The organism is Streptomyces sp. NPDC057136, from assembly GCF_042670885.1.
Lineage (GTDB): Bacteria > Actinomycetota > Actinomycetes > Streptomycetales > Streptomycetaceae > Streptomyces.
In genome coordinates this window covers 21,595-48,435 of sequence record NZ_JBHUUV010000017.1, presented here as the reverse complement: position 1 = coordinate 48,435, position 26,841 = coordinate 21,595, and the positions used below count along the sequence as shown (strand labels likewise).

Genomic DNA, 26,841 nt, shown 5'->3' with positions numbered 1-26,841 from the left:
CGGGTCCCGCGGGAGAGCCTCGGCGCTCCCGCGGGACCCGTTTCGCATGCCGGGGGGCGGGGCACCGAGTGCCCCGCATCTGATTGCTCATCTGAGCGGCTGATTCGAGGCGATCCGCACTGATCCGCAGCGATCCGGCGAGATTTCGTCGCCGGTCTCACGCTCTGCTCGGTTTTCCTCGCCGCTGGGTGACCAGGTGGTGCCCATATGACGTCCGGATGGTGACATCTGAGCGCGCTCAGGGGCGTGATTCTCGCCACCCCTGAGGGGTGAGTTGCTCAGATGAGCACCAATTTGCACGGTGTATTTATCAAATGATGGCACTGGGTGCCAGGTCACTTTACTTTGATCGATCGACGCTTCCGTTACGTACCGTGCCTGAAATGCCCACTCTCGCTCGCGCACAGTAGTTATGCGTTCAAGAATTGAAGCGATGTCCAGCGGCTGCCCGAGTGGCGTGCCACTTTCGATCTGCTGGCGGACGGGTGGTTGAGGCCGCATGACGCGCAAGTGGACGTACCCAGACACCTTCGATCTGGGTATGTTCCTCGCCGTCAGGGCAGCCACCGCGTCCTCGAGGAGTCGAGACCCGTGTCGGAAAACAAAGATCCCCAGAAGTTCGTCTACGACTTCACCGAGGGCAACAAGGATCTGAAAGATCTCCTGGGCGGCAAGGGTGCCAACCTCGCCGAGATGACCAATCTCGGGCTGCCCGTTCCTCCCGGCTTCACCATCACCACCGAGGCGTGCAAGGTCTACCTCGACAGTGGCGAGGCGCCGACCGCTCTGCGCGAGGAGGTGAGCGCCCACCTCGACGCCCTTGAGCAGAAGATGGGCAAGAAGCTCGGCCAGGCCGACGACCCTCTGCTGGTCTCCGTCCGCTCCGGCGCCAAGTTCTCGATGCCCGGCATGATGGACACGGTCCTCAACATCGGCCTCTCCGACGCGTCCGTCGTCGGGCTCGCCACCCAGGCCGGCGAGGAGCGCTTCGCGTGGGACTCCTACCGCCGCCTCATCCAGATGTTCGGCAAGACGGTCCTCGGGGTCGACGGAGACCTCTTCGAGGAGGCTCTTGAGGCAGCCAAGCACGCCAAGAAGGTCACCGTCGACACCGACCTCGGCGCCGACGATCTGAAGAAGCTGGTCAAGCACTTCAAGAAGATCGTCAAGCAGGAGGCCGGCCGCGACTTCCCGCAGGACCCGCGTGAGCAGATGGACCTCGCCATAAACGCGGTCTTCGACTCGTGGAACACCGACCGCGCCAAGCTCTACCGCCGCCAGGAGCGCATCCCCGGCGACCTCGGCACGGCCGTCAACGTCTGCTCGATGGTCTTCGGCAACCTCGGCGCGGGCTCCGGTACGGGTGTCGCCTTCACCCGCGACCCGGCCAGCGGCCACCAGGGCGTCTACGGCGACTACCTGGAGAACGCGCAGGGCGAGGACGTCGTCGCGGGCATCCGCAACACCGTGGCGCTCGCCGACCTTGAGTCGATCGACAAGAAGTCGTACGACCAGCTGATGCAGATCATGGAGACGCTGGAGACCCACTACAAGGATCTCTGCGACATCGAGTTCACCATCGAGCGCGGCCAGCTCTGGATGCTCCAGACCCGGGTCGGCAAGCGCACCGCAGGTGCCGCCTTCCGGATCGCCACCCAGCTCGTCGACCAGGGCCTCATCGACGAGGCCGAGGCGCTCCAGCGCGTCAACGGGGCGCAGCTCGCGCAGCTGATGTTCCCCCGCTTCGACGACGAGGCGAAGACCGAGCTGCTGGGCCGCGGCATCGCCGCCTCCCCGGGTGCGGCGGTCGGCAAGGCCGTCTTCGACTCGTACACCGCGGTCAAGTGGTCCCGGTCCGGCGAGAAGGTCATCCTCATCCGCCGCGAGACCAACCCCGACGACCTCGACGGCATGATCGCCGCCGAGGGCATCCTGACCTCGCGCGGCGGCAAGACCTCGCACGCGGCCGTCGTGGCCCGCGGCATGGGCAAGACCTGTGTCTGCGGAGCCGAGGACCTGGAGGTCGACACCAAGCGCCGCCGGATGACGGTGGGCGGCCGGGTGATCGAGGAGGGCGACACCGTCTCGATCGACGGTTCCACCGGCAAGGTGTACCTCGGTGAGGTCCCCGTCGTGCCGTCGCCGGTCGTCGAGTACTTCGAGGGCCGGATGCACGCGGGCGCCGACGACGCCGACGAGCTCGTCGCCGCCGTGCACCGGATCATGGCGTACGCGGACCGAGTACGCAGGCTGCGCGTACGGGCCAACGCGGACAACGCCGAGGACGCCCTGCGGGCACGCCGCTTCGGAGCGCAGGGCATCGGCCTGTGCCGCACCGAGCACATGTTCCTCGGTGAGCGCCGCGAGATGGTCGAGAGGCTGATCCTGGCGGACACCGACGCCGAGCGCGAGGCCGCGCTCGCCGCGCTGCTGCCGCTCCAGAAGGCCGACTTCATCGAGCTGTTCGAGTCGATGGACGGGCTGCCCGTCACCGTACGGCTGCTCGACCCGCCGCTGCACGAGTTCCTGCCCGACATCACCGAGCTTTCGGTGCGGGTCGCCCTCGCCGAGTCCCGCAAGGACGCCAACGAGAACGACCTGCGCCTCCTCCAGGCCGTGCACAAGCTGCACGAGCAGAACCCGATGCTGGGTCTGCGCGGGGTACGCCTCGGTCTGGTCATCCCCGGGCTCTTCGCGATGCAGGTCCGTGCCATCGCGGAAGCGGCGGCGCAGCGCAAGAACGCCAAGGGCGACCCGCGCCCCGAGATCATGATTCCGCTCGTCGGCACGGTCCAGGAGCTGGAGATCGTCCGCGACGAGGCCGACCAGGTCATCGCCGAGGTCGAGGCCGCCACCGGCACGGAGCTGAAGCTGACCATCGGCACGATGATCGAGCTGCCGCGGGCCGCGCTGACCGCCGGCCAGATCGCCGAGGCCGCGCAGTTCTTCTCCTTCGGCACGAATGACCTGACCCAGACGGTGTGGGGCTTCTCCCGTGACGACGTGGAGGCCTCGTTCTTCACCGCGTACCTGGAGAAGGGCATCTTCGGGGTGTCGCCGTTCGAGACGATCGACCGGGACGGTGTCGGTGCGCTCGTGCGCAGCGCCGTCGAGGCCGGCCGCGCGACCCGTCCTGACCTCAAGCTCGGGGTCTGCGGCGAGCACGGCGGTGACCCGGAGTCGGTGCACTTCTTCCACGAGGTGGGCCTGGACTACGTGTCCTGCTCGCCGTTCCGCATCCCGGTGGCCCGCCTGGAGGCGGGCCGGGCGGCGGCTGCGATCTCGACGGACAAGGGAAGCGACAGCCGCTGACCCGGCGGTGACTGGCTGACTCCTGGGCTGCCGTCGGACCGTGAACGACCCTCGCCGGACCCTACGGCGGCCCCGGAGCTCCGAAAGAAGCGGCGGCACCCTGTGCGGGGGTGCCGCCGCTTCGCCATGTTCCTTACGAATATGCGCGAGGGACATCTGGAGGAGAGCCGGCGTGCATCCGGGCATCCGTGGAATCGCGAGAATGGTGGATTCCGTTGAATTTCGGATGGTTGAGTGCTGTTCCTTTTCTCGTTCGTTGCGCAAATTCTGCGCCGTACGGGGACCGGGGTGCGGTCCATGGATCCCCACCCATGGACCGCACCCGGCTTACCCCCGTCGGACACGGAGCCGTAACCGGAGCCGACCGCCGCCGAACGAGCAAAGCCCCCCACGGCCTTCACTCGTTCTTTCGGCGGCTCCGGTTTCGTGCCCGACGTCGTACAGCTTTTCGGGTGAAGCGGATGCAAGCGAGACGTTTCAACTGTGGCCGAAACCCCGTGGTGACGTCGTGTGACGGTATGCATACCCTTCGATCGGGGCGATTGCGGTTGCAACAGGTGGGGGATCGGTGCTGCGTATCCATGTGTCCGGAATGGACCTTTCCAAGGTGCGGATGGCCACACGGCCGGACGCATTATGGGAAACCATTCTCAGTTTTCACCGACTGAGAGACCGGCGTGCTTCCACGGTGTTCGGGAAATGGCGTACAGAATCCCGGACCCGGTTGAATGGTGAAACACGTCTGCTGGCGGCGGTGGTTCCGCCGCGCGGCTATTTCCCGGACTTTCTCACGCCTTCCGAGGAGGGCGCCGAGCCCTTCTCGCTGGGCGTCGGGATGGAAGCCCTGCGCGACACCACCGTCGGCCGGCTGCACCGCGAGCTGGCCCACCTGGGCGCCGGGCAGGGGCGCCACGGCGGCCGCTCGCCCGAAGCGCTGCTGGACGCGCTCTCCGAGGGGCGCGCCGACCCCCTCGGCCGGCTCATCGCCGCCGTGCGCGGCTACCACCGGGCCGCCGTCGAACCGTACTGGCCGCACATCCAGGCAAGCGTGGAGGCCGACCGGGCCGTACGGGGCCGGGCCCTGCTCGACGGGGGCGCCGACGAACTCCTGGCCGGCCTGCCACCCATGATCCGCTGGCGGGCACCCGTGCTGGAGGCCGACTACCCCGTCGACCGGGAACTGCGCCTGGACGGGCGTGGGCTGCTGCTCCAGCCCTCCTTCTTCTGCCGCGGCACCCCGGTCGTCTACCGCGACCCGCAGCTGGCGCCGGTCCTCGTCTATCCGGTCACCCACCCTGGCGCCCCCGTCTTCGCCGAACCGGGCCCCTGGCTCGGCCGGCTCCTCGGGCACACCCGCTCGGCCGTCCTCGGAGCCATCGGCAACGGCTGTACGACCAGCGAACTCGCCCGCAGGGCCGGGGTGTCCATGGCCTCGGCGAGCCAGCACGCCTGCGTGCTGCGCGAAGCGGGCCTGGTCCGCACCCTGCGCCACGGCAGCTCGGTGCTGCACACCCTCACACCGCTGGGCGGATCGCTGCTCAGGGGCGGCGCCCCGCTCGCGCTGTCCTGACCGGTCGGCCGAATTTCCTGTCGGCAGAGCGATGAGTTCCGTCCGGCCCGGTCGTCTAACCATCGAAGGCGCCCGAACAGAGCGCCACGGAGCACCACAAAGTACCGAGACGGAAGAGTGGGACGTCATGCCTCAGATGATCTTCGTGAACCTGCCGGTCAAGGACCTGGAGACGACGAAGGGCTTCTTCGGGAAGCTCGGCTACGGCTTCAACCCGCAGTTCAGTGACGAGACGACCGCCTGCCTGGTCATCAGCGACACGATCTTCGCCATGCTCATCACCGAGCCGCGCTTCAAGGACTTCACCAAGAAGGAGATCGCCGACTCCGAGAAGTCGACCGAGGTCATCCTCTGTCTGAGCGCGGAGAGCCGCGAGAAGGTCGACGAGCTCGTCGACACCGCACTCGCCTCCGGTGGATTCCCGGCCAACGAGCCCATGGACCACGGCTTCATGTACGGCCGCTCCTTCCAGGACCCGGACCACCACCTGTGGGAGGTCATGTGGATGGACCCGGCGGCGGTGGAGGGCCAGTCCTGACCCGCCACAGCCGCCGGACAGCGAAGCCGGAAACTAGCTGCGGAACGGCCCGGTCACCTCGTAGGTGATGCCGCCGGACGAACTCCCGCTCGTGCCACGCTGCGAGGAGAAGTAGAGGCGTGTGCCGTCGGGGGAGAAGGCCGGGCCGGTGATCTCCGAGCCGGACTGCCCGCTGATCCGCAGGAACGGGGCGATCGTGCTGGTCGGCGTGATCAGGCAGATCTCCATGTTGCCGCCGTCCTCCGCGACGTAGAGGTCACCGGAGCCCGACCGGGTGACGTTGTCGACGCCCGTCAGCGGAGCCGTACCGCTGGTGACGAGGGAGTCGTCGTAGGCGAGGGACAGCGAGGAGCTGTTGGCGTCGTACGCCCACACCCGGTTGTCGCCCTTGGTGGTGAACCAGCAGGTGCCCGCCGCGTAGAAGCAGCCCTCGCCGCCGTTGAAGACCTTGGCGCCGGAGACCTGGTAGCGGGTCAGGGTGGGCGAGCCGTCCGGGTCGGGGACAGCGGCCCAGGTCACCGGGCCCGAGGTGCCGGTACCCGCCACGAGCACCTCAAGGGTGCCGCTCGACAGGTTGCCCCAGGTCGTGGGCCGGAAACGGTAGAAGCGGCCGTCCGTCTCGTCCTCGGTGAGGTAGATGTAGCCGTGGTCGGGGTCGGCCGCCGCCGCCTCGTGCTTGAAGCGGCCCAGCGCGGGACGCTGCACGGCCGCGTTGACGCCCCACGGGTCGGTCTCGTACACGAAGCCGCGGCTGACCTCCTCACAGGACAGCCAGGTGTTCCACGGCGTCCGGCCGCCGGCGCAGTTGTTGTTGGTGCCGGACAGGATGCGCGAGGCGGAGGTGACGGTGCCCGAGGAGTTGAAGCGCACGGCGCTCGCGCCGCCGCCGCTGCCCGAGGAGACCTCGGCGTTGGAGACGTAGATCCAGCCGGTGCCGTCGGCGAAGGTGGCGCCGCCGTCGGGTGCGCTGTGCCAGGTGTACGAGGTTCCGGCGACGGTCTGACCCGAGCGGGCGATGATTCTGCTGGTGAAACCGCTGGGCAGCAGGATGCCGTTGGCGTTGGCCGGCTGCAGTGCTCCGTACGGGCCGGGGGCCGGCTGGGCCGGGGCCGCGAAGGCGGCGCCCCGCCACAAGGTGCCGCCGAAGGCCGCCGCCGACGTGCCGATCACGGCTGTGCGCAGAAAGGTCCGACGTTCCACGATCACTCCACAGGTGACGTGAGGGCCCGCCGCCCGGTCGGGCGACGGGTCGCGCGTCAGGACTGTAGAGCGGCACCGTTGACGGAGCGTCAACGGTTGGTGAACGCCTTGCGGACGCGGTCGGTCCGCCCGCACCCGAGGTCAGTCCGCCCGTACTCCGAAGACCGGTACGGAGATCTCGTCGTCGTCCAGGCAGCTGCCCGTCGCCAGATCGAACCGCTGCTTCAGCAGGGGCGAGGCGACGAACGGCCGGCCCTCGGCGGAGCCGACCAGGCCCCGCGAGAGCACGTACGCCCCCGTGAACGGGTCGCGGTTGTCGATCGCGTACGCCTGCCCCGACCGGTCCACGAAGAGGGCGACCTGCCGGCCGTCCGGGAGCAGGGCCGCGACGCCGCGCCCAGGGGTCAGCAGTGAGCGGTCGCAGACGGTGAACCAGTCGTTTCCGTAGGCGAGTTGGATCACCTGGGTGTCCTGAGCCGTCTCTGTCGTTGCCGTCTGTACTGTCATCAGGAGGCAGTCCCTTCAAGCGTGCGGATGGCGAGCACAGGCCCCGCGAGGATGTCCAGGTCGGGCTTGACCTGGTCCCGCTCCGGGACGAACTTCACCGAGGGGTCGGGTGCGTCGGGTGCGTTGACGAAGGTGACGAAGCGGCGCAGCCGCTCGGGGTCGTTGATGGTCTCGGCCCACTCGTCGCGGTAGCCGGCGACGTGGTCGCTCATCAGCCGTTCCAGCTCCGCGCAGATCCCCAGCGAGTCGTGGACCACGACGTCGCGTACGTGGTCGAGGCCGCCCTCGATCCGGTCGAGCCAGGTCGAGGTGCGCTCCAGCCGCTCGGCCGTGCGGATGTAGAACATCAGGAACCGGTCGATGAGACGCACCAGTTCGGCATCGGACAGGTCCTGGGCCAGCAGGTCCGCGTGGCGCGGTTCGGCGCCGCCGTTGCCTCCGACGTACAGATTCCAGCCGTTGGCGGTGGCGATGATCCCGAAGTCCTTGCCGCGGGCCTCTGCGCACTCGCGGGCGCAGCCCGAGACCGCGGACTTCAGCTTGTGCGGGGAGCGCAGCCCCCGGTAGCGCAGCTCCAGGTCGATGGCCATCTTCACCGAGTCCTGCACGCCGTAGCGGCACCAGGTCTGCCCCACACAGGACTTGACCGTCCGCAGCGACTTCCCGTACGCGTGCCCCGATTCGAAGCCCGCGTCCACGAGCCGGGTCCAGATCAGCGGCAGCTGGTCGACGCGGGCGCCGAACATGTCGATGCGCTGGCCGCCGGTGATCTTCGTGTAGAGCCCGAAGTCCCGGGCCACCTCGCCGATCACGATCAGCTTCTCCGGGGTGATCTCACCGCCCGGGATGCGCGGCACGATCGAGTACGAGCCGTTGCGCTGGAGGTTGGCCAGGAAGTGGTCGTTGGTGTCCTGGAGGGCCGCCTGCTCGCCGTCCAGTACATAGCCGCTCGCTCCGAGTGTGGGCGCCAGCGAGGCGATGATCGAACCGACCGTCGGCTTGCAGATCTCGCAGCCGTCCCCGCCGCGTGCAGCCGGCCGGCCGTGCGAGTCGAGGAGCGCCGCGTACGAGGTGGTCCCCAGCGTCTTGACGATCTCGTAGAGCTCGCTGCGGGTGTACGAGAAGCAGCCGCACAGGCCCTTGTCGGCGCTCTGCGGCAGCAGCTGGCCGATGACCTTGACGCAACTCCCGCAGCCGGTACCGGCCTTGGTGCACTTCTTCACCTCGGGCAGGGTGCTGTGCTCGCAGATCGCGCCCTTGGTGACGTTGTGGCAGGAGCAGATCACCGCGTCGTCCGGCAGCGAGGACGGGCCGAGCGTGACCGGACCGCCCGCACCCGCGGGCAGCACCAGCTGCTCGGGCGCCACGGGCAGGACCGTGCCGGTCATCGGCCGCAGCGTGCCGTACTGGTCGGCGTCCCCGACGAGCACCCCGCCGAGCAGGGTGCCGTCCTGGCCGATCACCAGCTTCTTGTAGACCCCCGAGCGGGAGTCCGAGTACACGACGTCGAGGCAGCCTTCGGCCGCGCCGTGCGCGTCACCGAACGAGGCCACGTCCACACCGAGCAGCTTCAGCTTGGTCGACAGATCGGCGCCGGTGAACGAGGCCGTCTCGCCCGCGATCACCCCTGCCACCGTCTGCGCCATCTCGTACCCCGGCGCCACCAGCCCGTACACCCGGCCGTCCGAGGCCAGGGCGCACTCGCCGATCGCGAACACGTCGCTGTCGGACGTACGGCACTCCTCGTCGACGATGACGCCGCCGCGCTGGCCGACCGCCAGACCGCAGTCACGGGCCAGCTGGTCCCGGGGCCGTACGCCCGCCGAGAAGACCACGAGGTCCGTGGCGAGGGAGGAGCCGTCGGAGAGGGCCATGCCGTTCACCGCGCCGCTCTCGTCCGCGGTGACCTCCTGCGTGCCGACGCCCGTGTGGACGCTGAGCCCCATGTTCTCGATGGTGCGCAGCAGCGCGGCGCCGCCGCCCGCGTCGACCTGGACGGGCATCAGCCGGGGCGCGAACTCCACCACGTGCGTGTCGAGCCCGAGGCCCTTGAGTGCTCCGGCCGCCTCCAGGCCGAGCAGCCCGCCGCCGACCACCGCGCCCGTCGTCGCCGTCTTCGCGTACTCCTCGATGGCGAGGAGGTCCTCGATGGTGCGGTAGACGAAGCACCCCTCGGCGTCCTTGCCGGGGACGGGCGGCACGAACGGGTACGAGCCGGTCGCCAGGACCAGCGTGTCGTACGTGAACGTCAGGCCGGAGCGGGAGACCACCCGGCGCGCCTCGCGGTCCACGGTCTCGGCCGGGTCGCCGAGGTACAGCTCGATGCCGTGCCGTTCCATGAAGTCCGGCTCGACGAGGGACAGATCGTCCGGGGTCTTCCCGGAGAAGTACGAGGTCAGCTGGACCCGGTCGTACGCCGGGCGGGGCTCCTCGCAGAGCACGACGACCCGGGCGGTGCCCGCCGTGGCGGTCAGTCCGCGGTCGGCGAGTGCCTCCAGGAACCGCTGGCCGACCATGCCGTGCCCGACGACCACGATCGTCGGCACTCCGGCGGCGGGAGCGTTCGGGGAAGTGGGCACCGGCATCTCAGAGACCTCCGTCGTTGGTGAGCAGGTGGAGCAGGGACATGTCGGCGGGCAGCGGTTCGTCGTTCTGCCAGGTGCGGGCGAGGGTGCCGACCGCGCCCAGATCGCCGAACAGCACCCCGCCGGCCAGCCGGTCGCCGCGGACGACGACCGAGCGGTACGCGCCCTTGGTGGCGTCGGCCAGCCGGATCACGTCGTCACCGGGCAGCGGCCGGGAGTCCCCGAACGCGGCCAGGTCGAGCGCCCCGGTGACCGGGGCGGCGGCGAGGGCGGCAGGGCTGGCAGGGAGTGCGGCGGCGAGCGCCGGGGCGGGGGAGCGCAGGGTCAGCCGGGTCAGGGCCCGGGTGCCGGTGTAGCGGGCGGGACGGCCGGCCAGTACCTCGGCCAGCACGTCCGCCTGTTCCAGTGCGGCGCCCGCGAGCCCGTAGACGGTGGAGCGGTGCTCGGCACAGTCGCCGACCGCGTGGATGTACGGGTCGGACGTGCGCAGTTCGTCGTCCACCACGATGCCCTTGCGGACGTCGAGACCGGCGGCGTGTGCCAGGCCCGTACGGGGGCGGACCCCGCAGGCCAGCACCGTGATCTCGGCCTCCAGCTCGTAGCCGTCGGCGAGCTCCACTGCGCGTACCGCGGAGTCCGTGCAGCGCAGACCCCGGACGCGGCACTCGGTGTGCACCTCGACCCCGAGGGCTTCGAGGTGGCGCCGCAGCAGCCCGGCCGACTCGGCGTCCAGCTGCCGCTCCATGAGGTGCTCGCCCTGCTGGGCCAGCACCACCTGGGCGCCGCACTCGGCGAGCGCGCGGGCGGCGGACACCCCGAGGAGGCCGCCGCCGATGACGACGGCGCGTGTTCCGGGACGTACCGCCGCGCGCAGGGCCAGGCAGTCGTCGAGCGTGCGGAACGGGTGCACACCGTCGGGCAGCGTGTTCCCGAGACCGCGCAGCGGCGGCAGGACCGGGTTGGAACCGGTGGCCAGCACCAGGCGCCCGTACCGGACGACAATGCCGTCGTCGCAGTGCACCAGCCGGTCGGCCGGATCGATACGGACCACCCGCACCCCGCGCCGCACCTCGGCGGGCGGCAGGGCGATCACGTCCGGTGCGTACCGTCCGGCCAGCACCTCGGCCAGCAGCACCCGGTTGTACGGGGCGTGCTCCTCCTCGCCGATGACGGTGACACCGGGGACCCGGGCGGCGAGCCGTGCGCCCGCCATCCCGGCGCCGATCACCACCACACGTGCCGCGTTCTCCGTCTGTGTCCTCATGACGACGAGAGTGCGTGGCGGGTGTTACCCGACCGCATCCCCGCTGTTTCCCGGGAGGAACCTTGCGCTCAGCGCGGTGCCGGGGTGTGTGTGAGGGGGCTGGCCGGCGGGCCCGGGGTGTGTGTGAGGGGGCGTGCGGGGCGGGCCGGCCGGCAGCTTAGGGTCGGGATCATGCCCGAGATATCCCTGACCACCCTCGTTCTCCTCTGCCTCGCCGCCGCGGCGGCCGGCTGGATCGACGCGGTGGTGGGCGGGGGAGGGCTGCTGCTCCTGCCCGCGATGCTGCTGGGCCTGCCCCAGGTGCCCGCCGCGCACATCCTCGGTACCAACAAGGCGGTCGCGATCGTCGGTACGTCGGGCGCTGCCGTGACCTATCTGCGCAAGGCTCCCGTGCAGGTGAAGACGGCCGTACGGATCGGGCTCATGGCGCTGACCGGCTCGATGGCCGGCGCGTTCTTCGCCGCCGGGATCAGCAGCGAGGTCCTGCGCCCGGTGATCATGGTGGTGCTGCTGGGCGTCGCGGCCTTCGTGCTGGTGCGGCCGTCGTTCGGCACGGCGGTCGCGGGGGACGGTACGGGCCGGCAGGTCACCCGGGCCCGTACTGTCACCGCGATCGTGCTGGTCGGCGGCGGCATCGGCTTCTACGACGGGCTGTTCGGGCCGGGCACCGGCACCTTCCTGGTCCTCGCGCTGACCGCGGTACTCCACCTCGACCTGGTGACCGCATCCGCCAACGCCAAGATCGTCAACGTCTGTACGAACGCCGGGGCGCTGGCGATGTTCGCCTACCACGGCACCGTGCTGTGGCAACTGGCCGCCCTGATGGCCGTATTCAATCTGGCGGGCGGCATGTTCGGTGCGCGGATGGCGCTCAGGAAGGGCAGCGAGTTCGTCCGCGGTGTGCTGCTGGTCGTGGTGTTCTCGCTGGTCGCCAAGCTCGGCTTCGATCAGTGGACGGCCTGACCGGGGCGCTCAGCGCACCTCGGCGAGGTGCGCGTACGCCACGACGTTGCCCTGGTAGCCGGTTTTCTCCGAGAATCCGCCGCCGCAGGTGATCAGCCGCAGTGAGGCGTGCGGCTGATCTCCGTACACCCGCTGGTCGGGGAAGTCCTCGTTGTCGTACACCTCGATCGCGTCGATCGAGAAGACGGCCGTACGCCCGTCCTTGCGGTCGATCTCGACGCGGGTGCCCCGCTTCAGCGCCCCCAGGGCGTAGAAGACGGACGGGCCCTGCGCGTTGTCGACATGGCCGGCGACGATCGCGGTGCCCTTGGCGCCGGGCGGGATGCCGTCCTTGAACCAGCCGGCGATGTTGCGGTTTCCGTCCGGCGGTACGTCGAGGCCGCCGCCCTTGCCCAGCCCCAGCCGCATCATCGGGGCGTCCACCCCTATGCCGGGGATGCGGATGCGGACCGGTTCGGACGGGCGCATCGGTTCGGCGACGGGGGAGCCGGGCTGGAGCTGGGGACCGGCGGCAAAGGACTCGGCGGTGGACGGCTGGGGTGGCACCAGCAGGGTGTCGGACCCGTTCTGGATCAGCCAGAGACCGCACAGCACGGCGATGCCCACCAGCCAGCCGTTGGCCTTCTGTGCCGTCTGGGACATCAGTTGCCGTGCGCGCCGTTCGCCCGGCGGCGCATCAGCAGCGCCCCGCCGACGGCTGCCGCGGCGATGACGCCGACGCCCGCGGCGATCTGGGTGGTGTCGGGCCCGACGCTGCCGCCGACGCCCGTCCTGACGTGCCCGGCGGGCTGGTCGCGGTCGGGCCTGAGAGGGTCGGGCTTGTGGCTGCCACCGCCCGCGGTCACTTCGAGGTCTCCGCCGGCCTCCTTGCCGTTGTCGCACGAGACGCCGATGCCATACGTTCCGGGCTTGGTGTCGTGCGGCACGGTGAACTGGCCGACCACGACCTTCTTGTGGGTTCCGGGGCTCAGTTCGAAGTCACCGGCGTCCAGGGAGTTCGCGTCGCCGATGCCCGAGCCGTCGGGTCCGCACGCGGTGGTGTTCACGGTGACCGTGGCGCCGGGAGTGGCGGTCGCTGGGGTGATCTCCAGCTTGCCGAGGTCTCCCGCGTACGCGGACGGGGTGGCGAGCGTGAGGCCGAGCGCGGCGACGGTGAGCGCCGCGGCGGCGGTACCGGTCACGAGGCGGGCAGGACTGCGCATGGGAATTCCTCCGGGCAGACGGCACGAGCTGGGTGTGTCCCGCCTCCGAGATAACGGGCGCCCCGCGACCCACGCCTGCTGACGCCCGGTCAGCTTTCACCCGTATGGACCGGCGCGGCACCCTTGCTCCGGGGTATCGGTGCAGGTAGAGGTCGTGCGACTGGGCTGTTCGGTCGACTGAGGGGCACCCCGCGCCGATCGAGTGACGAGCCGACGGGCGGGTGTGACGCGGATCACATGCATGGTCCCGGTGGTCGAGGGCACACGAAGCACACCCCCCCACGGGACGCGGCATCCCCCCGCCGTAGCCCCACGGCAACCGCCCCCACGGACCCGCCCCCCCCGGGACCGTGGGGGCGGTGTCGTGCCCGCCGGGTTCGTCGGTTCAGGCACCGCCCGTGGCGGTCCATTCGATGGACGGCGCGCGCACCCGGCCGCACAAGGGCTGTCCCTTCGCATCGGTCAGCGGGAGCCGCGCGGTGAGATGCCCGGTCCGTACGGCCGCGTCGAGGACGACCGGGTCGATATCGCTGAACATCAGCTTGGCCCGCCGGAACATCGAGAACACTCCGGAGTCGTCCACCGTGCCCCAGGACAGATAGACGAAGCGCCCGCCGAGCCGGTTCTGCACATAGGGCCCCGACACCTCCACGCCCTCCTCCGTGGGTGCGGTGACACAGTCCAGCGTCCAGGTGGCGGAAGGGGCGTCGCCGGGGTGCAGCCCGAGCAGCTCGCCGGGCCTGTCCTTGCGCTGTACACCTACGTGGATGTTCTCGTAGCCGGGAAAATCGGTGTCCGGCCCGCAGGCGCGGCCCGGGAGTGCGGAGGCTTCGATGTGGATCTGCATGGGGCCCATGGTCCTGCACCGGACCGGACTGCCGGACCGGACTGCCGGACCGGACCCGGCAGTGCGCGGCTTCCGCGGCCCGCCTACCGGACGCTGTCCCAGGGGGCGTCCTCGTACACCTTCCCGATCCGCGCCATCAGCTCCTCGTCGACCTCGAAGGGGACGTCGTCGATCCGGTGGACGGCTGCGATGCCCTGCGAGTTGGTGACGAACGCCGACCGGTAGGCCCCCAGATCCTTCAGGGTCACCGGCCGCCGCACCGAGCCCGCCCGGCCGAGCCCCTTCTCAAGGAGGGCCATCGTGATGCCGGTCAGGGAGGGGGCGTCCGGCCAGACCACCGACGTGCCGTCCCAGAAACCGATGTTGGTGATGGACCCCTCCGTCACCACGCCGCCGGGTGCGGTCAGCAGCGCCTCGTCGAAACCGGCCCGTGCCGCCAGCAGGCCGTAGTAGGTCTGCCCGAACTCGCCGGGGCGCTTGATGTGCGGCACCACGCGGGCGTACGGGACGGACATCAGGCTCTTCGGGGCGGCGGCCGTCCACGCGGGTTCCCGCACCGTCACCATCAGCGTTGTCGCCGTGTCACCGGGTGGCAGAAGGCCCTGCACCCGCACCGAGCCGTCCAGGACCCCGGCGCCCTCCAGCGCGTGCCCGATCAGGCCGCGCACCCGCTCACCGTCCAGCGGAAGGTCGAACAGTTCCCGGTTCCCGGCGTCCAGCCGGGCGAGGTGCAGATCCAGGCCGCGCACCTTTCCGTCCCTGATCTGCATGGCTGTGAAGTGGCCGTAGTTGAAGAAGGCGGCGACGCGCAGATCTTCCTCGGTGGCGGGGTGCCCGTTGACCTCGACGTACAGCGCCTGTGCGGGTGTTGTCATGCCGTCCACCGTATGCCGTGGAACACGATGACCGGCGGGCTTGACCTCAACCTTGGTTGAGGCGTGAGCCTCTGGGCATGGACCTCATCGCTTCCGCATCCGCACCTGTATCCAACGCCACTGCCACCGCCGCGCCGCTGAAGGTGGCGGTCATCCTCGGCAGCAACCGCGAAGGGCGCTTCGGCCCCGTCGTCGCCGACTGGTTCCTCTCCCGGGCGGCCGGCCACCCCGGCATCGAGACCGAACTGATCGATGTCGCCGAGCTGGACCTCCCGTTCGCCCTCTCCTACCGCCCTGATCCCGCCGCACAGGCCCAACTCGCCCGGGTCTCACCCCGGTTGGCCGACGCCGACGCCTTCGTCGTCCTGACCCCCGAGTACAACCACTCCTTCCCGGCCCCCCTCAAGAACCTCATCGACTGGCACCACGCCGAATGGCAGGCCAAACCCGTCGCCTTCGTCTCGTACGGAGGGATCTCCGGCGGTCTCCGGGCCGTCGAGCAGCTCCGGCAGGTCTTCGCCGAGCTGCACGCCGTCACGATGCGCGACACGGTCTCCTTCCACAACGCGGGCGCCCACTTCGACGACGAGGGCCGCCACAAGGACCCCACGGCCCCCGACGCGGCGGTCAAGTCGATGCTCGACCAGCTGGTCTGGTGGGGCCACGCGCTGCGCGACGCCAAAACGCACCGTCCGTACGGCGCCTGACCCGGTCCCGGCCGACAATTCAGGGAGACCGCCTTTCGTACGTACTCCCGAGGAGCCCGACGATGACCGAGCCGGCATGGCTGACCGTACTGACCACGACGGACAGCGAGGAGAAGGCACGGTCCCTGGCCCGGCGCCGGAGTGCGTTAGGATCATCGGCGGCCTCAGCGACAACCAAGCTGAAGTCGTTGAGATGCAGCGTGACTTGGGTGGGTCTCGTACTTGCCCCGGCGGTCGGGAGGATCGTCGTCGGACGGGCATGACCCGTCAAACCCGCCAGGGTGACCTAGGTGGGAATCTCCCGGCTTCAGGAGTCCTTCAGCCGGGAGAGAGCTTCAACGGTGGAAGAACGCCATCGAGTCCACCGAGGAGTGGCAGGTGCTGCTCAAGACGACGGCCGAGCGGTACGACGAGCTGGAGGAGCACATCGAGGCGGTGCACGACTACGAGACTCCCGAGATCATCGCGATCCCCGTGGTGCGCGGCAGCGCCCGCTACCTCGCCTGGGTGACCGCCCAGACGGCGCCCGTAGTGGCCCTGTGACCGTCGGCGAACTGCCGTTCTTCGTCTACGGCACGCTGTTGCCGGGCCAGCGCAACCACGACCGGTTCCTCCGGGGACGTACGGCGGAGGAGCGGCCCGCCCTGCTGCCGGGCGCGCTCCTCTACGAGGGTCCCGGCTACCCGTATGCCATCGAGGGCCACGGCACGGTCCACGGCTCTCTCGTCGTCCCGGCGCCCGGCGCGTACGGGGAACTGCTCGGGCTGCTCGACCAGTTGGAGGGGTACGTCGCCCCCGGCCACCCGCGCAATCTGTACGAGCGGGTGGCCAGGGAAGTCCAGGTGGAGGCGGCCACGACCGCCGCCTGGGTCTACCTCGCGGGCGCCGCCGTCACCCGCTCGCTGAGAGCGAGCGGCACCCCGCTCCCCGGCGGGAACTGGCTCAGCCCGACCGGTCTTACCCTGCGGGCTCCACCCGCACCGCGCACACCTTGAACTCGGGCATCCGCGACACCGGGTCCAGGGCCGGGTTCGTCAGCGTGTTGGCCCGGCCCTCGCCCGCCCAGTGGAACGGCATGAACACGGTGTCCTGCCGGATCGCCACGGTGATCCGGGCGGGCGCCACCGCCCGCCCCCGTCGTGAGGTGACCGCGACCGCGTCGCCCTCGGCCACCCCGATCCGCTCCGCGAGCCGCGGATGCAGCTCCACGAACGGGCCGGGCGCCGCGGCGTTCAGCTCCGCCACCCGGCGGGTCTGCGCCCCCGACTGGTACTGGGAGACGACCCGCCCGGTCGTCAGCACCACCGGGTACTCCTCGTCCGTCTCCTCCGCCGCCGGGCGGTGCGTCACCGGGACGAACCTGGCCCGCCCGTCGTCCGTGGCGAACCGGTCCAGGAACAGCCGGGGCGTACCGGAGTGCTTCTCGTCCGGACAGGGCCAGAACACCCCGTCCTCCGCCACGATCCGCTCGTAGGTGATGCCCGCGTAGTCCGCGGGACCGCCCGCCGAGGCCCGCCGCAGCTCGTCGAAGACCTCCTTCGGATCGGTCGGGAAGCCCTTGCCGTGCCCGAGGAGTGCGGCCAGACCGTTCAGCACCTCCAGGTCGCTGCGTACGCCCTGCGGGGCGGTCACCGCCTGCTGGCGCAGCAGGACCCGGCCCTCCAGATTGGTCGTGGTCCCGCTCTCCTCCGCCCACTGCGTCACCGGCAGCACCACATCGGCCAGCGCCGCCGTCTCCGACAGCACCACGTCAGCGACCGCCAGGAAGTCCAGCGACCGCAGCCGCTCCTCGACATGTCCGGCGCGCGGTGCGGAGACGACCGGGTTGGAGCCCATCACCAGCAGCGCCTTCACGTCCGATCCCAGCGCGTCGAGCAGCTCGTAGGCGCTGCGGCCGGGTCCCGGCAGCGAGTCCGGGTCCACGCCCCACACCCCGGCCACATGGCGGCGCGCCGCCGGGTCGGTGAGCTTGCGGTAGCCGGGCAGCTGGTCGGCCTTCTGGCCGTGCTCGCGGCCACCCTGCCCGTTGCCCTGACCGGTCAGACAGCCGTAGCCGGAGAGCGGGCGCCCGGCCCGGCCGGTGGCCAGACAGAGATTGATCCAGGCACCGACCGTGTCCGTGCCCTTCGACTGCTGCTCGGGGCCCCGGGCGGTCAGCACCATGCCGGTCTCCGCCCCGCAGAACATCTCCACGGCCTCGCGCAGCTGCGGCACCGCCACCCCGGTGATGCGCTCCACCAGCTCCGGCCAGTGCGCCATCACCCCGGCCCTGGCCTCGTCCCAGCCGCTCGTACGGGAGCCGATGAACTCCTCGTCCACCCGGCCGTCGGCCACCACCAGATGCAGCATGCCGAGCGCGAGCGCCAGATCGGTGCCGGGCCTGGGTGCCAGATGGAGATCCGCCTGCTCGGCGGTCCTGGTGCGGCGCGGATCAATGACGATCAGCTTGCCGCCGTTCTCGCGCAGCTCGGTCAGATAGCGCAGCGCGGGCGGCATCGTCTCGGCGATGTTCGACCCGACGAGGATCACGCACCCGGTGCGGGGGATGTCCTCCAGGGGGAACGGCAGTCCGCGGTCGAGGCCGAAGGCCCGCTGGTGCGCGGCAGCCGCCGACGACATGCAGAAGCGGCCGTTGTAGTCGATCTGGGAGGTGGCCAGCACCACCCGGGCGAACTTCCCGAGCGTGTACGCCTTCTCGTTGGTCAGTCCGCCCCCGCCGAAGACACCCACGGCGTCCGCCCCGTGTGCCGCCCGGGTCCCGCGCAGCCCGTCGGCGATCCGTTCCAGGGCCTCGTCCCAGCCGGCCGGTTCCAGTTCGCCGCTCGCGGCGTTCCGTACGAGCGGTCCGGTCAGCCGTACCGCCGAGGAGAGCACGGCGGGCGCGGTCCGGCCCTTGCCGCACAGCGCTCCCCGGTTGACGGGGAAGTCGGTACGCTCAACGACCTCGACCACCGCGCCATCGGTGACCGGTCGCAGATTCATCCCGCACTGCAGGGCGCAGTACGGGCAGTGGGTGGAAGTCTCGGTGCGGGCCATGCGCCCAGCGTGCGAGCCGGGTATTACGAGGGCCGGTGCTTCCGGTTACGCCCCAGGTACACCCACCTCAGCCCGCCCCGGACCCAGCGGTGAGGTCCGCCCCCGGGACGGCCCCCGCTCCGTCTCAGTCCGCCGCCAGCGCCTCAGTGACGCCCTGCTCACGCGGTCCCAGGAACTGCGGATCCGGCCGGAACACGGCGTCCAGCGCCGCCTTCCCCGAGGCGAGCATCTCCCGGGCGCCGCCGTAGTACCAGGTCGTGTCGTGTACGGCGTCGACCCCGACCCCGTACGCGTCGATCCCCGCGGTGCGGCACAGCGCGATCGCCCGCCGGATGTGGAATCCCTGGCTCACCAGGACCGCCCGGTCGACCCCGAAGATCTTCTTGGCCCGTACACAGGAGTCCCAGGTGTCGAATCCGGCGTAGTCGCTGACGATCCGCCCGTCCGGCACCCCGCGCTCGGTGAGATACGTCCGCATCGCGTCCGGCTCGTCGTACTCCACCCGGCTGTTGTCCCCGGTGACCAGCACGACCTTCACCTTGCCCGTCCGGTACAGCTCGGCGGCGGCGTCGAGCCGGTGCGCGAGATACGCCGACGGCCTGCCCCGCCACAGTCCGGCCCCGAACACGACGGCGACCTTCTGCGCGGGCGCGTCGGCCGTCGTCCGTACCCGCGCGTCGGCCGTGGCATGCATCCAGGTGGCGGGCGCGAGCCCCACCACGCAGGCCACCATGAGCCCCTGCACGACCAGCCGCTGCCCACGGCGGGTCCGCGGCAGCGACGGCCTCAACCGTGCCGGCCACCTCAGCCGTCCCAGCCCCCCGGGCCACCCCAGCCGTCCCGCCCATCCGGGCTTTCCCGGCCGTCTCGGTCGTCCCCTTGGCACGCAAGCCCCCTGTCGGTTCGCCTTCATCACGTCTGCTGTCCCCCTATGACCGGACGAGCGACAGGCCGAAAGAGTTCACTCGTCCGCGACATCTCCCGTGAGCCGATGGCAAACACCCGTCACCCTCGCGCAACGGCACGGCAACGTCCGACCGGCACCATCGGTTCATGAAGGAGCCGGCATCGGAACATCCCCGTGAGCCCCTGCCCCTCGACAGCACCGCACAACTCCTGTCCCGCATCACCGATCAACTCGGCACCCAGCTCAGCCTCGTCTCCCTGAACGGAACCCGCAGGTCCATGCACCGCACCCGGCACCACGCCCGACCCGCCCCCGTGGCCGGCGGCATACCCGCCCCCACGCTGGTCGCCGTCGCGCACGGCAGCCGGGACCCCAGGGCCCTGCGCACCGTCCTGGAGCTCCTCGACCGGGTCAGGGAGCTCCGCCCCGGCCTCGACGTCCGCCTCGGCCACATCGAACTGAACCAGCCCCTCCTGCCCACGACCCTGGCCGCCGTGGGCGCGGGCGACGCCGTCCTCGTACCGCTGCTCCTCAGCCGCGGCCACCACGTCAAGCACGACCTGCCCGCCGCCGCTGCCGCCGCACCCGCCCTGCGGAGCCGGATCGCCGCACCGCTCGGCCCGCACCCGCTGCTCGTCGAGGCGCTCCACGGGAGGCTCCTCGAAACCGGCTGGGACCCGGGGGACGGGACGAGCCGCAGCGCCGCCGTCGTGCTCGCCGCCGCCGGTTCGCGCGATCCGGACTCGGCAACCGACACCCGCCGCACGGCCCGGATGCTCAACGACCGGCTCGGCGGCATACCCGTCGTGCCCGCCTACGCCTCCGCCGCCGCACCCACCGTCCCGGCCGCCGTGCGCGCCCTCGCCGCCCGGGGCCGCCACCGGGTCGCCATCGCCTCGTACTTCACCGCACCCGGCCGCTTCGCCACCGCGGCGGCCGCCGCCGCACCGGTGGCCGCGGCTGTCCCGCTCGGCGCGCACCCGGCGATGGCACGGCTGCTCCTGCACCGGTACGACCGGGCACTCGGATACGAATCCCCGGTGAACGAGCGGCTCCTGACGTCCGCCTGACCCCGGTTTGTCAGCCCTGCCGATTACTGTCGGAACCATGGACGGTACGCACGGCAGCCACGACACGCACACGGCCGCATACGGGGCCCGGGACACCGAGCGCTGGGACACCGAGTCCGACAAACGGCCAGGTCGCACCGCGTTCCAGCGCGACCGCGCCCGCGTGCTGCACTCGGCGGCCCTGCGCCGGCTCGCCGGGAAGACCCAGGTGGTCACCCCCGGCACCCGCAGCCCCGCCTGGGACGCCAGCCCCAGGACCCGGCTCACGCACTCCCTGGAGTGCGCCCAGGTCGGCCGCGAGCTGGGGGCCGCGCTCGGCTGCGACCCCGATCTGGTCGAGACGGCGTGCCTCTCCCACGACATGGGCCACCCCCCGTTCGGACACAACGGGGAACAGGCCCTCAACGACTTCGCTTCGGACTGCGGCGGCTTCGAGGGCAACGCCCAGTCGCTGCGCCTGCTGACCCGCCTCGAACCCAAGCGATTCGTGCGCGACACCCACAGCGGCGAGCTCGTCAGCGTCGGGCTCAATCTGACCCGCGCCGCCCTGGACGCCGCCACGAAGTACCCCTGGCCGCGCGGCGGCCACCCCACCGACCCCGGCTCACCGAAATTCGGGGTGTACGAGGACGACCTGCCGGTCTTTGAATGGGTCCGCGAGGACGCCCCGCGGGACCGCACCTGCTTCGAGGCCCAGGTCATGGACTGGTCCGACGACGTCGCCTACTCCGTGCACGACTTCGAGGACGGACTGCACGCCGGGCACATCGACCCCAACTGTCTCTTCGCCGAGCCGGAGCGGCGCGAGATCTGGTCGGTCGCCATCGGCCGGTACGTACCGGCGGACACCGACCCGCAGGAGCTCGCCGAGGCGCTCGACCGGCTCGTCGACCAGGAGTGGTGGCCGCACAACTACGACGGCTCGGCCGTCGCCCAGGCCCGGCTGAAGGACGCGACGAGCCAGCTCATCGGCCGGTTCTGCCAGGCAGCCGAAGCCGCCACGTTCGAGCAGCACGGCCCCGGACGCCTCAGCCGGTACGGCGCGGAGCTCGTCGTCCCCCGCGAGGCACGCAACGAATGCGCCGTGCTCAAGGCCGTCGCCGACCGTTACGTGATGCAGCGCGCCGAGCAGGAGGTCATCCGCGCCGAACAGCGCATCGTCATCGCGGAGCTGGCCGCCGCCCTCACCGCCCGCGCGCCGGAAGGGCTGGAACCGCAGTTCCGCGCGCAGTACGAGGCCGCGGCGGACGACCGGGCCCGCAAGAGAGTCCTGGTCGACCAGATCGCCGCGCTCACCGACGCCTCCGCCCTGTCCCTGCACACGACCCTCACCCTGCACCGCCGCTGAGCGCGACCGTCGTGCTCCGCCCGCCGACCGCACCGTTCATGAGGGCGTCGCCCAGCCCGGTGCGCCGGTGGACGACGGACGGTCCGCGCCGCTCCGAGCTGATCAGCCCCGCCTCCCGCAGCACCGTGGCATGACGGCTCGCCGTCGACAGAGCCAGCCGGAGCACCGCCCCCAGCTGGGTCGTCGTCAGCGGTCGCTCCAGCGCGTCCAGCACCGCCGCCCGGGTGTGACCGACGAGATGGCCCACCGGCCCCGGACCCGCCCCGTCGCCACGCTCCCCGGCCCGGTGCCGTTCCAGCCAGCCGGGCAGCGGAGTCACGGGGTGGACGAGCACGGGCGGCAGCCGCGGATCGGCGAGGGCGACGGGGAAGCGTACGCAGAAGAACGCCGGGATCATCGTCAGCGGACGCCCGCCGAGCGGCAGCTCCCACCGCACCGGATACGGGGCTTCGAGCACCCGCTCCCCCCGCCAGGAGAGGTCCGGCCCGTAGCTGGCCAGCAGCCCGTCCGTACCCGCGGTCAGCGCCGCCTCGGCGCGTACCGGACGGTCCGCCGAGACCGCCGACCCGATCGCGGCGAGGTACGGCTTCACCGCCACCGTGTAGTAGCGGCGGAGCCCCTCGCCGAGCCGGGCGAGCGCCCCGGTGTCACCGGCCGCCAGCCGCCGTGCGCCGCACGGTATCCGGCCCGGCCCGTAGAGCCGGGCGATCTCCCGGCCGATGCGGGCCGCCGGGGTGGAGAGCACCCGGTCGATCCCGGTCTCCAGGTCCGTGGTGCCCGGCGCGGGCGTGAGGAAGTCGGGGAAGTACGCGGCGAACGGGCAGAGCCGGATCAGCGCGGCGACCGTCTCTTCGAGGCCGGCCCGTGCGATCGCCGCCCGGACCTCTCTGCGCCAGGGGTCGAAGACCAGCGCAGCCTGTCTGTTCTGGAGCAGATGCAGAGTGAGAGCCACCTCCCACAAGGGGTCGGGCCCCGGCGAGACCCGTAATCGGTTCAGATCCCTGCTGGTGAACTGGATACGTAACATGCGTCCCCCGCGCGTCGCGTGCCGTCCCGATTCCACCGTAGCCACTTCTCCGCCGCCGTGCCCGGAACATCCGCACCCCTTTGCACGGAGACCGAAAAGCCCGTCAGACGGGCCCCGCACAGAGGTTTTTGGCGGGAGACCCGCCACCCGGCCGGTCCATGGGGCGCGGCGACGGCGGTCGGCCGCACCGCAAATGGTGTGCTGGGGGCACATGCCTGCCGCCGGGGGCCCCTGCTCCGCGCGGCGCCGGCCACGGTCGGCAGACTGGCCCGATGACCACTGGGTGTGACCTGATCGGGGCACACCCTCTTTCGCCATCACGCTGCGTGCGGGACGCTCGCAGGTGGCGGCGGAGCACAGCACCAGCACCGAGGAGGCACAAGTGGTCGACGCACATCGCACGTTCGTCATCGTCGGCGGAGGACTGGCAGGAGCGAAGGCAGCGGAAACACTCCGTGCCGAGGGCTTCAGCGGCCGGGTGATCCTGCTCGGCGATGAGCGTGACCACCCGTATGAACGGCCCCCGCTCTCGAAGGGCTACCTGACCGGCAAGGAGGAACGGGACAGCGTCTTCGTCCACGAGACGGCCTGGTACGCCGGGGCCGACGTCGAACTCCACCTCGGCCAGCCCGTCACGGCCATCGACCGCGCCGCCCGCTCCGTGCAGCTCGGTGACAACACCGTCATCCACTACGACAAGCTGCTCCTCGCCACCGGCGCCGAGCCCCGCCGGCTCGACATCCCCGGTACGGACCTGGTCGGCGTCCACCATCTGCGACGCCTCGCCCACGCCGACCGGCTGCGCAACGTCCTGGCCTCCCTCGGCCGGGACAACGGCCACCTGATCATCGCCGGAGCCGGCTGGATCGGCCTGGAGGTTGCCTCGGCGGCCCGCGGCTACGGCGCCGAGGTCACGATCGTCGAGCCCGAGCAGACCCCGCTGCACCAGGTCATCGGCCCCGAGCTCGGCCAGATCTTCACCGATCTGCACAGCGAGCACGGCGTCCGCTTCCACTTCGGTGCCCGCCTCACCGAGATCATCGGCCAGGACGGTCTGGTCCTCGCCGCCCGCACCGACGACGGCGAGGAACACCCCGCCCACGACGTGCTCGCCGCGATCGGCGCCGCACCGCGCTCCGCCCTCGCCGAGGCGGCCGGGCTCGACCTCGCGGACCGGGCGCACGGCGGCGGCATCGCCGTCGACGCCTCGCTGCGTACCTCCGACCCGCACATCTTCGCCGCGGGCGACGTGGCCGCCGTGCAGCACCCGCTGCTCGGCACCCGGCTGCGGGTGGAGCACTGGGCGAACGCCCTGAACAGCGGCCCGGCCGCCGCCCGCGCCATGCTCGGCCAGGAGGTCTCGTACGACCGGGTGCCGTACTTCTTCTCCGACCAGTACGACCTCGGCCTCGAATACTCGGGCTGGGCGCCGCCCGGCAGCTACGACCAGGTCGTCATCCGCGGCGACGCGGGAAAGCGCGAATTCATCGCGTTCTGGCTCAAGGACCGCAAGGTCCTGGCCGGGATGAACGTCAACGTGTGGGACGTCACCGAGCCGATCCAGCAGCTGATCCGGACCGGCGGGCAGATCGATCCCGACGCGCTCGCCGACCCGTCGGTGCCGTTGGAGTCCCTGCTCTGACCGCGCGGGGGCGGCCGGGAGGAGCCTTAGAAGGGTGCTGAAGATCTTGGCCGGGCTCGCGGCGTCTGGCACGCGCATCTGCGGCGTTGCCGAAACGCCCTAATAGCTCCGCTATGAGGGCGCTCCGGCGCCTTGCAGTTGCACGCACCAGACGCCGCTCCCTGATCCGGCCAAGATCTTCAGCACCCTTCTACGCCCTCCCGGCCGCCCCGCCCGTTCCACGGATCACACCGTCGTGAGGTCCGGCTGTCGTGGCCCACCCGTAGACTTCACGCGTGGCAGGCAGGATCAATGACGACGACGTGAAGGCGGTCCGGGACGCGGTCCCGATCGACGCCGTCGTTTCCGAGTACCTCCAGCTGCGCAACGCGGGCGGCGGAAACCTCAAAGGACTCTGCCCCTTCCACGACGAGAAGTCCCCCTCCTTCCAGGTCAGCCCCAGCAAGGGGCTCTTCCACTGCTTCGGCTGCCAGGAGGGCGGCGACACGATCGCCTTCGTGATGAAGATCGATCACCTGACCTTCTCCGAGACGGTCGAGCGCCTCGCCGCGAAGGCAGGCATCACCCTGCGGTACGAGGAGGGCGGCTACAACCCCTCCCACCAGCGCGGCGAACGCATCCGGCTGGTCGAGGCGCACAAGGCCGCCGCCCAGTTCTATATCGAGCAGTTGGACAGTCCCGAGGCCGAGATCGGCCGGAAGTTCCTCGCGGGACGCGGCTTCGACCAGGCGGCCGCCGCCCACTTCGGTGTCGGCTACAGCCCCGCGGGCTGGGACCACCTCACCCGCTATCTGCGCGGCCAGGGCTTCAGCGACAAGGAACTCATCACCTCCGGACTCTCCCAGGACGGCCGCCGAGGCCCCATCGACCGCTTCCGCGGCCGCCTCATGTGGCCGATCAGCGACACCTCCGGAGAGATCGTCGGCTTCGGCGCGCGCAAGCTGCGCGACGACGACAACGGACCGAAGTACCTCAACACCCCGGAAACGTCGATCTACAAGAAGTCCCAGGTGCTGTACGGGATCGACCTGGCCAAGAAGGACATCGCCAAGGCCAGCCGCGCCGTCGTCGTCGAGGGCTACACCGACGTCATGGCCTGCCACCTCGCCGGGATCACCACCGCCATCGCCACCTGCGGCACGGCCTTCGGCAACGACCACATCAAGCTCCTGCGCCGCCTCCTGATGGACAACGGCAGCGCCCGCGTGATCTTCACCTTCGACGGCGACGCGGCGGGCCAGAAGGCCGCCTTGCGCGCCTTCGAGGACGATCAGAAGTTCGCCGCCGAGACCTATATCGCGATCGCCCCGGACAATATGGACCCGTGCGATCTGCGGCTGGCCAAGGGCGACGACGCCGTCCGTGACCTGGTCGAACCCCGCACCCCGCTCTTCGAGTTCGCCCTGCGCCAGATCGTCGGCCGGTACGACCTGGAGACCCCGGCGGGCCGCGCCGCCGCGCTCGACGAGGCGGCGCAGGTCGTGGCGAAGATCAAGACGAGCAGCGTGCAGCGGGAGGTCGCCGTCCAGCTCGCGGGCTTCATCGGCATCCTCGACCAGGAGTTCGTCGTGCGCCGCGTCGCCCAGCTCGCCCAGTGGGCCCGCAACCGGGGCGACCGTGGCCCCGACCGTGGCCCGTCCCGAAACGGCCCCCAGCACTCCGGCCCGGCCGCCGCCGCCCCGGCAGGCATCTCGGGCCCCGCGCTCAACCTCCGCAGCCCCGCCCACCGCACCGAGCGCGAACTGCTCAAGCTCGCCCTCCAGAAGCCCGCCCTGGTGTCACCGGCCTTCGACGCCTACGGGATCGACGAGTTCACCGCCCCGCCGTACGCGGCGGTACGCCAGTGCATCGCGGAGGCGGGCGGCGCCGAACAGGGCCTGGCCGAGACCCGCGAATACCTGGTCAACGTCCTGGACACCGCCCCCGACGACACCGTGCGCAACCTCGTCACCGAGCTGGCCGTCGAGGTCTTCCACGGCAAGTCCATCGACGAGACGTACGCGGGCATGCAGCTCGTCCAGGTCCGTGTGCGCGCCGTCGACCGCCGTATCAACGATGTGCAGGGCAGCCTCGCCCGCCTCGGAAGCAACGTGGCCCCCGAGCACCTCGCGGCCGCGCAGAACGAGGTCTGGGTCCTCCAGCAGTACGCCCAGTCCCTCCGCAGCAACGGCGCCGACGCGCTCTGACGCGCCCGCCCACCATCCGGAGCGAACCGCTCCCGTCCCGGGCCCCGTAACCGTC

21 protein-coding genes and 1 pseudogene are annotated in these 26,841 nt (G+C 70.9%); 11 read left to right on the top strand and 11 right to left on the bottom strand.

The features are described from left to right. Window positions 1-591: 591 nt before the first annotated feature. From ppdK to ACFT7S_RS21015, 3 genes are all read left to right on the top strand, one after another. Entirely contained in the window at window positions 592-3,312 is a 2,721-nt protein-coding gene (gene ppdK / locus ACFT7S_RS21025) for a pyruvate, phosphate dikinase (RefSeq protein WP_382734036.1), read from the top strand. Between the two features lie 568 nt (window positions 3,313-3,880). Further along, window positions 3,881-4,882: an ArsR/SmtB family transcription factor gene (locus tag ACFT7S_RS21020; protein ID WP_382734033.1), complete on the top strand. Its 1,002-nt coding sequence runs from the start codon at window positions 3,881-3,883 to the stop codon at window positions 4,880-4,882. A 127-nt stretch (window positions 4,883-5,009) separates the two neighbouring features. Further along, the gene (locus ACFT7S_RS21015) at window positions 5,010-5,420 is read left to right on the top strand and encodes a VOC family protein (RefSeq protein WP_382734030.1); all 411 of its coding nucleotides are present in this window, start codon (window positions 5,010-5,012) and stop codon (window positions 5,418-5,420) included. Window positions 5,421-5,453: 33 nt separating this feature from the next. Here the strand turns inward: ACFT7S_RS21015 and ACFT7S_RS21010 are convergent, their stop codons facing one another. From ACFT7S_RS21010 to ACFT7S_RS20995, 4 genes are all read right to left on the bottom strand, one after another. Beyond that, window positions 5,454-6,620 (bottom strand): alkaline phosphatase PhoX, encoded by a 1,167-nt coding sequence (locus ACFT7S_RS21010; protein WP_382734027.1) that lies wholly within the window; start codon window positions 6,618-6,620, stop codon window positions 5,454-5,456. Window positions 6,621-6,761: 141 nt separating this feature from the next. Beyond that, window positions 6,762-7,127, bottom strand: coding sequence for a nitrite reductase small subunit NirD (gene nirD, locus ACFT7S_RS21005; RefSeq protein ID WP_382734025.1), 366 nt, complete (start codon window positions 7,125-7,127; stop codon window positions 6,762-6,764). Next, entirely contained in the window at window positions 7,127-9,712 is a 2,586-nt protein-coding gene (gene nirB, locus ACFT7S_RS21000) for a nitrite reductase large subunit NirB (protein WP_382734022.1), read from the bottom strand. The genes nirD and nirB overlap by 1 nt, the downstream gene beginning before the upstream one ends. 1 nt (window position 9,713) lies before the next feature. Further along, window positions 9,714-10,976, bottom strand: a complete 1,263-nt coding sequence (locus ACFT7S_RS20995) for an NAD(P)/FAD-dependent oxidoreductase (protein WP_382734020.1) — start codon at window positions 10,974-10,976, stop codon at window positions 9,714-9,716. A gap of 171 nt (window positions 10,977-11,147) precedes the next feature. Between ACFT7S_RS20995 and ACFT7S_RS20990 the strand changes: the two genes are divergently transcribed. Continuing rightward, entirely contained in the window at window positions 11,148-11,939 is a 792-nt protein-coding gene (locus ACFT7S_RS20990) for a sulfite exporter TauE/SafE family protein (protein ID WP_382734018.1), read from the top strand. Between the two features lie 9 nt (window positions 11,940-11,948). On the opposite strand, the gene ACFT7S_RS20985 is transcribed toward ACFT7S_RS20990, so the two are convergent. From ACFT7S_RS20985 to ACFT7S_RS20970, 4 genes are all read right to left on the bottom strand, one after another. After that, a complete protein-coding gene (locus ACFT7S_RS20985; protein ID WP_382734017.1) occupies window positions 11,949-12,581 on the bottom strand; it encodes a class F sortase in 633 nt (210 codons plus the stop codon). Beyond that, window positions 12,581-13,141: a hypothetical protein gene (locus ACFT7S_RS20980; RefSeq protein ID WP_382734014.1), complete on the bottom strand. Its 561-nt coding sequence runs from the start codon at window positions 13,139-13,141 to the stop codon at window positions 12,581-12,583. Before ACFT7S_RS20980 ends, ACFT7S_RS20985 begins: the two co-directional genes overlap by 1 nt. A 385-nt stretch (window positions 13,142-13,526) precedes the next feature. Then, window positions 13,527-13,988, bottom strand: a complete 462-nt coding sequence (locus ACFT7S_RS20975; protein WP_382734012.1) for a DUF5990 family protein — start codon at window positions 13,986-13,988, stop codon at window positions 13,527-13,529. 83 nt (window positions 13,989-14,071) lie between these two features. Beyond that, on the bottom strand, window positions 14,072-14,863 hold the full coding sequence (locus tag ACFT7S_RS20970) for an aminotransferase class IV family protein (RefSeq protein WP_382734010.1): 792 nt from the start codon (window positions 14,861-14,863) through the stop codon (window positions 14,072-14,074). Between the two features lie 77 nt (window positions 14,864-14,940). On the opposite strand from ACFT7S_RS20970, the gene ACFT7S_RS20965 reads away from it, so the two are divergent. The 3 genes and pseudogenes from ACFT7S_RS20965 (at window position 14,941) to ACFT7S_RS20955 (ending at window position 16,565) form a co-directional block, all read left to right on the top strand. Further along, window positions 14,941-15,570, top strand: a complete 630-nt coding sequence (locus ACFT7S_RS20965; RefSeq protein ID WP_382734007.1) for an NADPH-dependent FMN reductase — start codon at window positions 14,941-14,943, stop codon at window positions 15,568-15,570. Window positions 15,571-15,909: 339 nt separating this feature from the next. Then, window positions 15,910-16,113: pseudogene (gene cutA, locus ACFT7S_RS20960) on the top strand (divalent-cation tolerance protein CutA); the annotation flags it as partial. Continuing rightward, window positions 16,110-16,565 (top strand): gamma-glutamylcyclotransferase family protein, encoded by a 456-nt coding sequence (locus tag ACFT7S_RS20955; protein WP_382734004.1) that lies wholly within the window; start codon window positions 16,110-16,112, stop codon window positions 16,563-16,565. The pseudogene cutA and the gene ACFT7S_RS20955, both read left to right, overlap by 4 nt. On the opposite strand, the gene ACFT7S_RS20950 is transcribed toward ACFT7S_RS20955, so the two are convergent. Both ACFT7S_RS20950 and ACFT7S_RS20945 read right to left on the bottom strand, forming a co-directional pair. Next, on the bottom strand, window positions 16,528-18,606 hold the full coding sequence (locus ACFT7S_RS20950; protein ID WP_382734002.1) for a molybdopterin oxidoreductase family protein: 2,079 nt from the start codon (window positions 18,604-18,606) through the stop codon (window positions 16,528-16,530). The two genes, ACFT7S_RS20955 and ACFT7S_RS20950, sit on opposite strands and share 38 nt — an antisense overlap. Window positions 18,607-18,730: 124 nt before the next feature. Next, window positions 18,731-19,519 (bottom strand): vancomycin high temperature exclusion protein, encoded by a 789-nt coding sequence (locus ACFT7S_RS20945; protein WP_382733999.1) that lies wholly within the window; start codon window positions 19,517-19,519, stop codon window positions 18,731-18,733. A 140-nt stretch (window positions 19,520-19,659) separates the two neighbouring features. Between ACFT7S_RS20945 and ACFT7S_RS20940 the strand changes: the two genes are divergently transcribed. Together ACFT7S_RS20940 and ACFT7S_RS20935 are read left to right on the top strand one after the other, a co-directional pair. Further along, complete coding sequence (locus ACFT7S_RS20940; RefSeq protein ID WP_382733997.1) at window positions 19,660-20,583, top strand: sirohydrochlorin chelatase; 924 nt, start codon at window positions 19,660-19,662, stop codon at window positions 20,581-20,583. Between the two features lie 37 nt (window positions 20,584-20,620). Next, window positions 20,621-21,931, top strand: a complete 1,311-nt coding sequence (locus tag ACFT7S_RS20935; RefSeq protein WP_382733995.1) for a deoxyguanosinetriphosphate triphosphohydrolase — start codon at window positions 20,621-20,623, stop codon at window positions 21,929-21,931. Here ACFT7S_RS20935 and ACFT7S_RS20930 read toward each other — a convergent pair. Then, window positions 21,912-22,883 (bottom strand): ArsR/SmtB family transcription factor, encoded by a 972-nt coding sequence (locus tag ACFT7S_RS20930; RefSeq protein ID WP_382733993.1) that lies wholly within the window; start codon window positions 22,881-22,883, stop codon window positions 21,912-21,914. The genes ACFT7S_RS20935 and ACFT7S_RS20930 overlap by 20 nt on opposite strands. Window positions 22,884-23,340: 457 nt before the next feature. Between ACFT7S_RS20930 and ACFT7S_RS20925 the strand changes: the two genes are divergently transcribed. Both ACFT7S_RS20925 and dnaG read left to right on the top strand, forming a co-directional pair. After that, entirely contained in the window at window positions 23,341-24,600 is a 1,260-nt protein-coding gene (locus tag ACFT7S_RS20925; RefSeq protein ID WP_382733990.1) for an NAD(P)/FAD-dependent oxidoreductase, read from the top strand. Between the two features lie 275 nt (window positions 24,601-24,875). Continuing rightward, window positions 24,876-26,786, top strand: a complete 1,911-nt coding sequence (gene dnaG / locus ACFT7S_RS20920; RefSeq protein ID WP_382733987.1) for a DNA primase — start codon at window positions 24,876-24,878, stop codon at window positions 26,784-26,786. Window positions 26,787-26,841: the final 55 nt, after the last annotated feature.